This is a genomic window from Prevotella sp. P4-119 (assembly GCF_002251345.1).
In the GTDB taxonomy this organism is placed as follows: domain Bacteria; phylum Bacteroidota; class Bacteroidia; order Bacteroidales; family Bacteroidaceae; genus Prevotella.
Genome location: NZ_NPJB01000069.1, coordinates 1 through 6,559, shown reverse-complemented (window position 1 = coordinate 6,559; position 6,559 = coordinate 1). Strand labels below are relative to the sequence as shown.

The 6,559-nt window shown below is 41.9% G+C and carries 8 protein-coding genes and 2 pseudogenes; all 10 read right to left on the bottom strand.

Translation table 11 applies throughout. The annotated features are described in order from the left end of the window. A pseudogene (locus CIK89_RS07380) lies at positions 1 to 413 on the bottom strand (sugar transporter); the annotation flags it as partial. A gap of 60 nt (positions 414 to 473) precedes the next feature. Next, positions 474 to 1,820 (bottom strand): lipopolysaccharide biosynthesis protein RfbH, encoded by a 1,347-nt coding sequence (rfbH, locus tag CIK89_RS07375; RefSeq protein WP_094390747.1) that lies wholly within the window; start codon positions 1,818 to 1,820, stop codon positions 474 to 476. Between the two features lie 22 nt (positions 1,821 to 1,842). Then, positions 1,843 to 2,663, bottom strand: a pseudogene (gene rfbF, locus CIK89_RS07370) (glucose-1-phosphate cytidylyltransferase). Positions 2,664 to 3,004: 341 nt separating this feature from the next. Further along, positions 3,005 to 3,805 carry a transposase gene (locus tag CIK89_RS07365; RefSeq protein ID WP_094390746.1) on the bottom strand — a complete coding sequence of 267 codons (801 nt, stop codon included), beginning with the start codon at positions 3,803 to 3,805 and terminating at the stop codon, positions 3,005 to 3,007. A 3-nt stretch (positions 3,806 to 3,808) separates the two neighbouring features. Continuing rightward, on the bottom strand, positions 3,809 to 4,162 hold the full coding sequence (locus tag CIK89_RS07360; protein WP_094390745.1) for a hypothetical protein: 354 nt from the start codon (positions 4,160 to 4,162) through the stop codon (positions 3,809 to 3,811). 101 nt (positions 4,163 to 4,263) lie between these two features. Continuing rightward, a complete protein-coding gene (locus CIK89_RS13535) occupies positions 4,264 to 4,401 on the bottom strand; it encodes a hypothetical protein (protein ID WP_158214995.1) in 138 nt (45 codons plus the stop codon). Between the two features lie 142 nt (positions 4,402 to 4,543). Continuing rightward, positions 4,544 to 4,876 (bottom strand): hypothetical protein, encoded by a 333-nt coding sequence (locus tag CIK89_RS07355; RefSeq protein ID WP_094390744.1) that lies wholly within the window; start codon positions 4,874 to 4,876, stop codon positions 4,544 to 4,546. Between the two features lie 327 nt (positions 4,877 to 5,203). Further along, positions 5,204 to 5,602 carry a four helix bundle protein gene (locus CIK89_RS07350; protein WP_254046642.1) on the bottom strand — a complete coding sequence of 133 codons (399 nt, stop codon included), beginning with the start codon at positions 5,600 to 5,602 and terminating at the stop codon, positions 5,204 to 5,206. A gap of 61 nt (positions 5,603 to 5,663) precedes the next feature. Then, entirely contained in the window at positions 5,664 to 5,972 is a 309-nt protein-coding gene (locus CIK89_RS07345) for a hypothetical protein (RefSeq protein WP_094390743.1), read from the bottom strand. Then, on the bottom strand, positions 5,959 to 6,105 hold the full coding sequence (locus CIK89_RS13530) for a hypothetical protein (RefSeq protein WP_158214994.1): 147 nt from the start codon (positions 6,103 to 6,105) through the stop codon (positions 5,959 to 5,961). The genes CIK89_RS07345 and CIK89_RS13530 overlap by 14 nt, the downstream gene beginning before the upstream one ends. Positions 6,106 to 6,559 lie beyond the last annotated feature (454 nt).

Sequence of the window (6,559 nt, the reverse complement as noted above, 5' to 3'; positions counted from 1 at the left end):
TTTCCAAATAAAAGAACTGAAAATGTCACATATGCATACCAAAGTGGTATATTAATGTCACTGAATATCCATGGGAAAAAGAGCATTACAACAACGGCCAATACCAAAATCAGATTAGCTATTCGCTTATATATATATCCTTGTATTGCAACTATTTTTATAATTTTCTCTTTGTCATTATTAAAAAATGGAGAGTAGAGGAAATATGCTACAGCTGCACCAACTCCAGATTCTGCAATATTCAAAAATTGCAAAAGAGATTGTGCCGTAGTATCTAATCCAAGAATTTCACTTCCAAGATAGTCATAAAAAACTTTTCTTGACCAAAAACCTAATACAATCTGAATAAGATAGTATATTACGTTTACTTGAGCGTTTTTTATACTTTTTGTCGTTCGGGATTCTTGTACCATTCTTATGTATTCTTTTTATACACTATAGCTGATTATAGAAACAACAACAGATTATTGCTATTATATTCTATTTCGCTTGCAGAACTTGTTGATACACTCAATCATCCAAGCATTCATCTCGGCTGTCATACCAGGATATACGCCAATCCAGAAGGTGTTGTTCATCACGAAGTCGGTATTCTTCAAGTCTCCTACCTGACGATAGCCGTCTCCACTCTTGCGCATCTCGTCGAATGCGGGGTGCTTGATGAGATTACCTGCAAAGAGGTTGCGGGTCTGAATCTTGTTGTCTTCAAGATAGCCTGTGAGTTCGTTGCGAGTGAAGCCTGCATCTTCCTTGACAGCAATTAGGAAACCGAACCATGATGGATTGGAATTTTCTTCTGCTACGGGAAGGATGATTCCAGGGCAATCCTTCAGACCTTCATATAATGTCTTATAGTTGGCACGACGTGCTGCTACAATATCATCGAGCTTATCCAACTGAGCACAACCTATAGCTGCCTGCATATCTGTTATCTTCAGATTGAATCCGAAGTGTGAATATACATACTTATGGTCATAGCCTTGTGGGAGTTCGCCAAACTTGCCGGTAAAGCGGAGCTTGCAGGTGTTGTCAACACCACCTACACACCAACAGTCGCGTCCCCAGTCACGGAATGAACGACAGATCTTGTCGAGCAGCGGGTCATTGGTATAAACTGCGCCACCTTCGCCCATAGTCATGTGGTGGGGAGGATAGAATGATGATGTTCCGATATGACCCCATGTTCCTGTTTTCTTGGTTACACCGTCAATGGTGTATTCAGAACCAAGAGCATCGCAGTTGTCCTCAATCAGCCAGAGGTTGTGCTTCTCGCAGAACTCGAGAACTGCCTTCAGGTTGAATGGATTGCCAAGTGAGTGAGCCATCATCACGGCCTTTACCTTAGGAGAATAGGCTGCTTCGAGCTGATTGACATCGATATCAAAGCCCGGAAGACATACATCTACGAATACCGGTATTGCTCCAAACTGGATGATGGGATTAACTGTAGTGGGGAATCCTGCTGCTACTGTTATCACCTCGTCACCTCTTTTAATTGCTCTATCTCCAAGTTTGGGAGATGTAAGGGTGTAGAAGGCAAGGAGGTTGGCTGATGAACCAGAGTTTGTGACTGCACAGTGTTTCACTCCAAGCCAATTGGCGAGGCGAGTCTCAAACTTATGAGCCCAAGGGCCGGCTGTCAACCAGAAATCGAGTGACGAGTCAACGAGGTTGACCATCTCCTCGTCGTTGAAATAACGACCTCCGTAGTTGACGAATGACTTACCCGGCACAAACTCCTTCTTAGGGGCATGCACCTCTTTATAGTACTCGCGTGTGAGCTCGAGTATCTGCTGCTTTAATTCTTCTTTTCTTGACATATTGTATTATTTGATTTTCTGATTAAATATTTTCTGAAGCTTTCCTTTCATTGATATTTGGAACTGAACGCTCCCACTTTTTCCAAGGAGCTTTTCCTTCTGCAAGGAGCTTCTCCAACATATTCTTTTCACGGATATTATCCATACACTGCCAGAATCCTGTATGGACATACGACATTAGTTGTCCTTGCTCAGCAAGTTGTGTGAGTGCGACTTTCTCAAATACGCAAGAGTCGCCATCTAGAAGGTCAAATACTTGAGGTTCAAGTACCATATATCCGGCATTGATAGGGGCTCCATCGGCAACGTTCTTCTCACGGAATGCCTTTACTGCTCCATTATCAATATCAAGCACACCTTTGTCCTGAGCCATCTTAACTGCTGTAAGGGTGGCAAGCTTGCCATGACTCTTATGGAACTCGACAAGTTTATCTATCTCAACATCGCATACGCCATCGCCATATGTCATCATGAAGCTCTCGTTGCCTACGTATTTCTGGATTCGCTTATACGGCCGCCTGTCATGGTGTTGTAGCCAGTATCTACTACCGTAACCTTCCATGGCTCCATATTGGTTTGGTGTACGGTCATCTCATTTTTACCATTGCGATAGTCGAAGGTGACGTCGGAGTTGTGCAGAAAGTAGTTGGCAAACCACTCCTTGATTTACTCCTGCTTATATCCAGCGCAGATGATAAACTCGGTATGTCCATAATAGGCATACTCTTTCATGATATGCCACAGTATAGGCATGCCGCCAATCTCAATCATTGGCTTTGGCTTAAACTGAGATTCCTCAGATATTCGGGAGCCAAAGCCTCCAGCTAGTAATACTACTTTCATATATTGTGGTAATTTTATATTCTTAAATATTATTGTAGAACAAATGACGATAATGCGTTGCTGATGAAAAACCATATACATGCCCCCGTAGGGATTCGAACCCTAGACCCTTAATTATTTATCTTTTGGGCTTTGAAGACGCGCGGCTCAATGATGAGCACGCCGGGGATATTTGTTTTTATTACTTCCATTTTCAAATATTATTACTTCGCCTCTACCAGACTTGCCTGTATATTGGTTATGCGTGTGGAATCAGACAGTTTCTAGAAATGACAAGAATGACAAGGAGAATGACAAGGGACAGGTACGTGTCATAGCAGGTACGTGTCATAGGGGGCAAGCTACTTCCTTACGAACTGAATCACTCCCCGACTGATGCCTGTCAGTCGCTCCAGCTGCCGCACTGATGCACCCAACTCTCGCAACAGGCCTAACGCTTCTCGTTGTTTCGTTTTATCTATTTTTTGAAAATCACTACTACAGGTTACACCTGCTATCTTTATTATCTCTTGCCACACTTGGTCGTCTGAAAGACGCAAGCGAGGGCGTTCATTGTCGTTGTCTAAACAGCAGACATCATCTGCCAGCGGGTCGTTGACCCATTCGTCCAACTCCTTAAAGGGTATCCTATTCAGTACGGTATTGACATCGCAAATCTGAAATACTGGCTCCACGGTGCCGTCGTACTCGCCCCAGGAGCTGAACTCGTAGTCCTTTACTTTTTCTACTATGCCCGCCTTGACGGGATTTTGGTGTATATACCTCAGCAGTACGGTGAAGTAGGCTATGTCGTTGACTGGCTCGCTCTTGAAGCGCTCTTTGAACAGGTGTCCGTCACGACCGTACTTCCTATTATAATAGTACACGTATGAACTTGCTATGCGCTTGATGGTCTCTCCCACTCTTTCGTCGCGCTCGCGAATCAGGAGGTGAAAGTGGTTGTCCATGAGGCAGTAGGCGTAATAGCAGCAGTTTCGGCCACAAGCGTTGCCTTCGTCATCGTACCTAACACGCATGCGGTCGAGGGTGTTGATGAACTGGTAGTTGTCTTCCTCATCTTCAAAGATGGTTTGATGATTAATACCACGCATCATCACATGGTAGATACCGGTGTCTGAGGGCTTTCGTGACTGTCGAGGCATTGGTTAAACCACCCTTATTCCTTTATTAGTTAGATTCTGTATTACCATTGCCTTCCACGAAGGTAAAGCAGCCTGTGCTTTCTTTATCACATCTTCTTTGTCAAGATCCTTTATATTGGGAAGCGTTCTGAAACTGACACATGCGTTTTCAAAGAGGAAATTAATGCTCTTGTCAACAATATCCTTCTCTACTTCGCCTTGCTGAATATCGACATCATACTGATCCTTATATTTCTTAAGAATGGCTGACTTGAAAAGGTTGTAAAGGGCTTTTTCGCCCTGACTCTTTGCTTTTTCTATCAGCAAATCAGCCTCCTTTAGCAAAGCTTCTTCGAGTTGTTTGTATTTAGTGTTCATCAACTTCTTATTTATCTGTCTATGTATGAAAGATAACCATAGTCCTATGAACGAAGGATGATGTCTGAAGTAGGATGGATGATGTGATTCTTGTTGTATGCTTAAATAGCCCAGCATCCAGTGCCTCCTTGATGAAATCCGCCTCGACATTCATCGGTAAAATGTATGATGGATGAAGTCTGATGGCTGAGGTGATTCCTCTTGAATGGCGTTTCGTATCGTGGGTTAAGTTGGGGCATAATCTATTCGAATGTATGGACATCAGCCTTCAGAATTCACTCCTTCAGTGGCTCCATTACCTCTGAGATACTCTTGATTGGAGGAGTTATGAATGGCATAATGGAAATATGTTTTGGGAGAACATTATAATAAGTACCTAAGCTAGTACAAATTTTGAGGTTTGGTAATAAACATTATATATTCGTACTTACCTTGCAAGTCGTTAAACACAATCTGCTTCAAGTCTTTTGTCGCTTCATTTGCTGCATTAACATCATCATCCTTAATCCTTTCTGCTAAATACAACAAATAACTCATTTGATAACAATACAATGCCCATGCAGACTTAGAATTCTTTTCCAAATCTAGTTCCTTCTCAGGATTCTGATTGTCTTTATAGTCTTTTGCTGCTTTATCAAAGGCTAACGACCTTGAAACAAACAGCTTAATAGCTTCCTGATATAGAGGCTGAGCTAAGATTTCATTTTTGGTCATATGCGTTAAATTGGGTGTAAATAATGGAAAATTGTTTTCCAGTCAAACGTCAGGCTTTTCCTGTTCTCTTGGATTTTATCCTTACAGGTCGAACCTCGTTATTTAGTGATTTCTCTTCATAGTATCTTCTGCAGCTCTCACATCTTGCGTCATAACCACTCACAGAATTAACATCTGTTCATCTTCCTAGGATAAAGAATCTTAAAGCTATTGCCTATCTGGAGTTTTTTTCTACCTTTGTATAGAAATGAGCGGAAAAGGCTCAATTTCCCGGATGTCTGATGAATGTCGGTAAGATGGCTGATGGAAGATGGCTGAGGGCTGATGTTATTCCGCTCCGTCTAGCTTCTTACATCGATGTACCAAGATCTTTACCAATTCTTCGCAGTCATTATAGAGAGAAGCATGTTGCTTATCGGTCAGATACCCATTACGGTGTAGGAGATCTATCCAATAGAGTGATTCACGAGCTTCCTTTAGAGCTATATAAGACTTACTTTTGAAATCAGACTTCGTGATGGCATTGCAGGCTTCAGCATTATTAGCACCTATTGATGTACCACTACGAAGGAGTTGATTACATAGCGCAGACACTGATTGCAAATATACTGGTACTGATTTCTCATATACTCGTTTACCCTTCACTATCTTGAAGGATGGCTTCTTATTAGCAGCCTCTTTCAATAGGTAGTCGTTGAGTTTTATAATGCGGTCGCCAAAAGCCAAGCACTTGGTCTGTATGCATCGGAGATTTCAGACATGATATAAGATTTCGTTGGATGAGGATTCAACCTTTGTTCATATTGGCAGGGAGGATTCGGTCTACTATGACGAAGGATGCTTCAATATGATAGACGTACACCCATTTACGGTTATGAGATACCATCCGGCGTGCCTCGGGGTGTATCTGACGCAGTGTCATTGATGTTGTCTTGCCATAGAGATCAGCATAAAATGCCAACGTCTTTATCTCCTCACGCATATTATTGGCATAGCGAATAGCTCCTTCCACCGTCATCATAGACTTAAGGAACTTGCGCAATTCTGCCATGTCTGCACGAGCTCCATGACTGATTCGAACCTCATAGATTTGCATAATCCTCGCGCACCTTGTCTATCAGTTCATCGAAGTATTCGTCCACAGACATTGTACTGGCCATTATCCTATTTCGGGTGGAAGTGGCATTGAAATTCTGCTTCGTATCTGTTGCTTGATTGGTTACTATCATAATACTGCTTTTATTTTGTGGGCAAAGATACGAAAAAGATTTGAATCTTATCGCACTTTGAACCATTATTTTTCAATTTTTGTATTTTATGCTGCATGCCTGCTCTGCTGTGTCTTGTAACTTTCGTTAACAGTCAAAGTGCAAAATATCTTAATGCTATTGCAGGAATGCCTGAATTATGCTAATTTTGTAGTGAAAAGACCAGGAAAGGTCCGATTCCCGGATGTCTGATGAATGTCGTAAAGATGTTAGATGGAAGAAGGAAGATGGAAGATGTTGCTACACCCATTCTATAACTCCTCTCACTAGTGTCCACTAAAAACGATAAACAATCGTTGTAAGTGGTTGATATGCGACAAAATACGAGCAAAAAATGACTCTATGGGTTAGAAATGACTATCTTTGCAGAAAATTACAATCTGTAAGTTAGTTTAGACTCATGAATCAAGGTAAG

Bases quoted from the DNA above. Each gene is read 5' to 3' on its own strand.
- rfbH (WP_094390747.1), bottom strand. From the start codon at position 1,820: ATGTCAAGAAAAGAAGAATTAAAGCAGCAGATACTCGAGCTCACACGC.
- CIK89_RS07345 (WP_094390743.1), bottom strand. From the start codon at position 5,972: ATGCAAATCTATGAGGTTCGAATCAGTCATGGAGCTCGTGCAGACATG.
- CIK89_RS07355 (WP_094390744.1), bottom strand. From the start codon at position 4,876: ATGACCAAAAATGAAATCTTAGCTCAGCCTCTATATCAGGAAGCTATT.
- CIK89_RS07365 (WP_094390746.1), bottom strand. From the start codon at position 3,805: ATGCCTCGACAGTCACGAAAGCCCTCAGACACCGGTATCTACCATGTG.
- CIK89_RS13530 (WP_158214994.1), bottom strand. From the start codon at position 6,105: ATGATAGTAACCAATCAAGCAACAGATACGAAGCAGAATTTCAATGCC.
- CIK89_RS07360 (WP_094390745.1), bottom strand. From the start codon at position 4,162: ATGAACACTAAATACAAACAACTCGAAGAAGCTTTGCTAAAGGAGGCT.
- CIK89_RS13535 (WP_158214995.1), bottom strand. From the start codon at position 4,401: ATGCCCCAACTTAACCCACGATACGAAACGCCATTCAAGAGGAATCAC.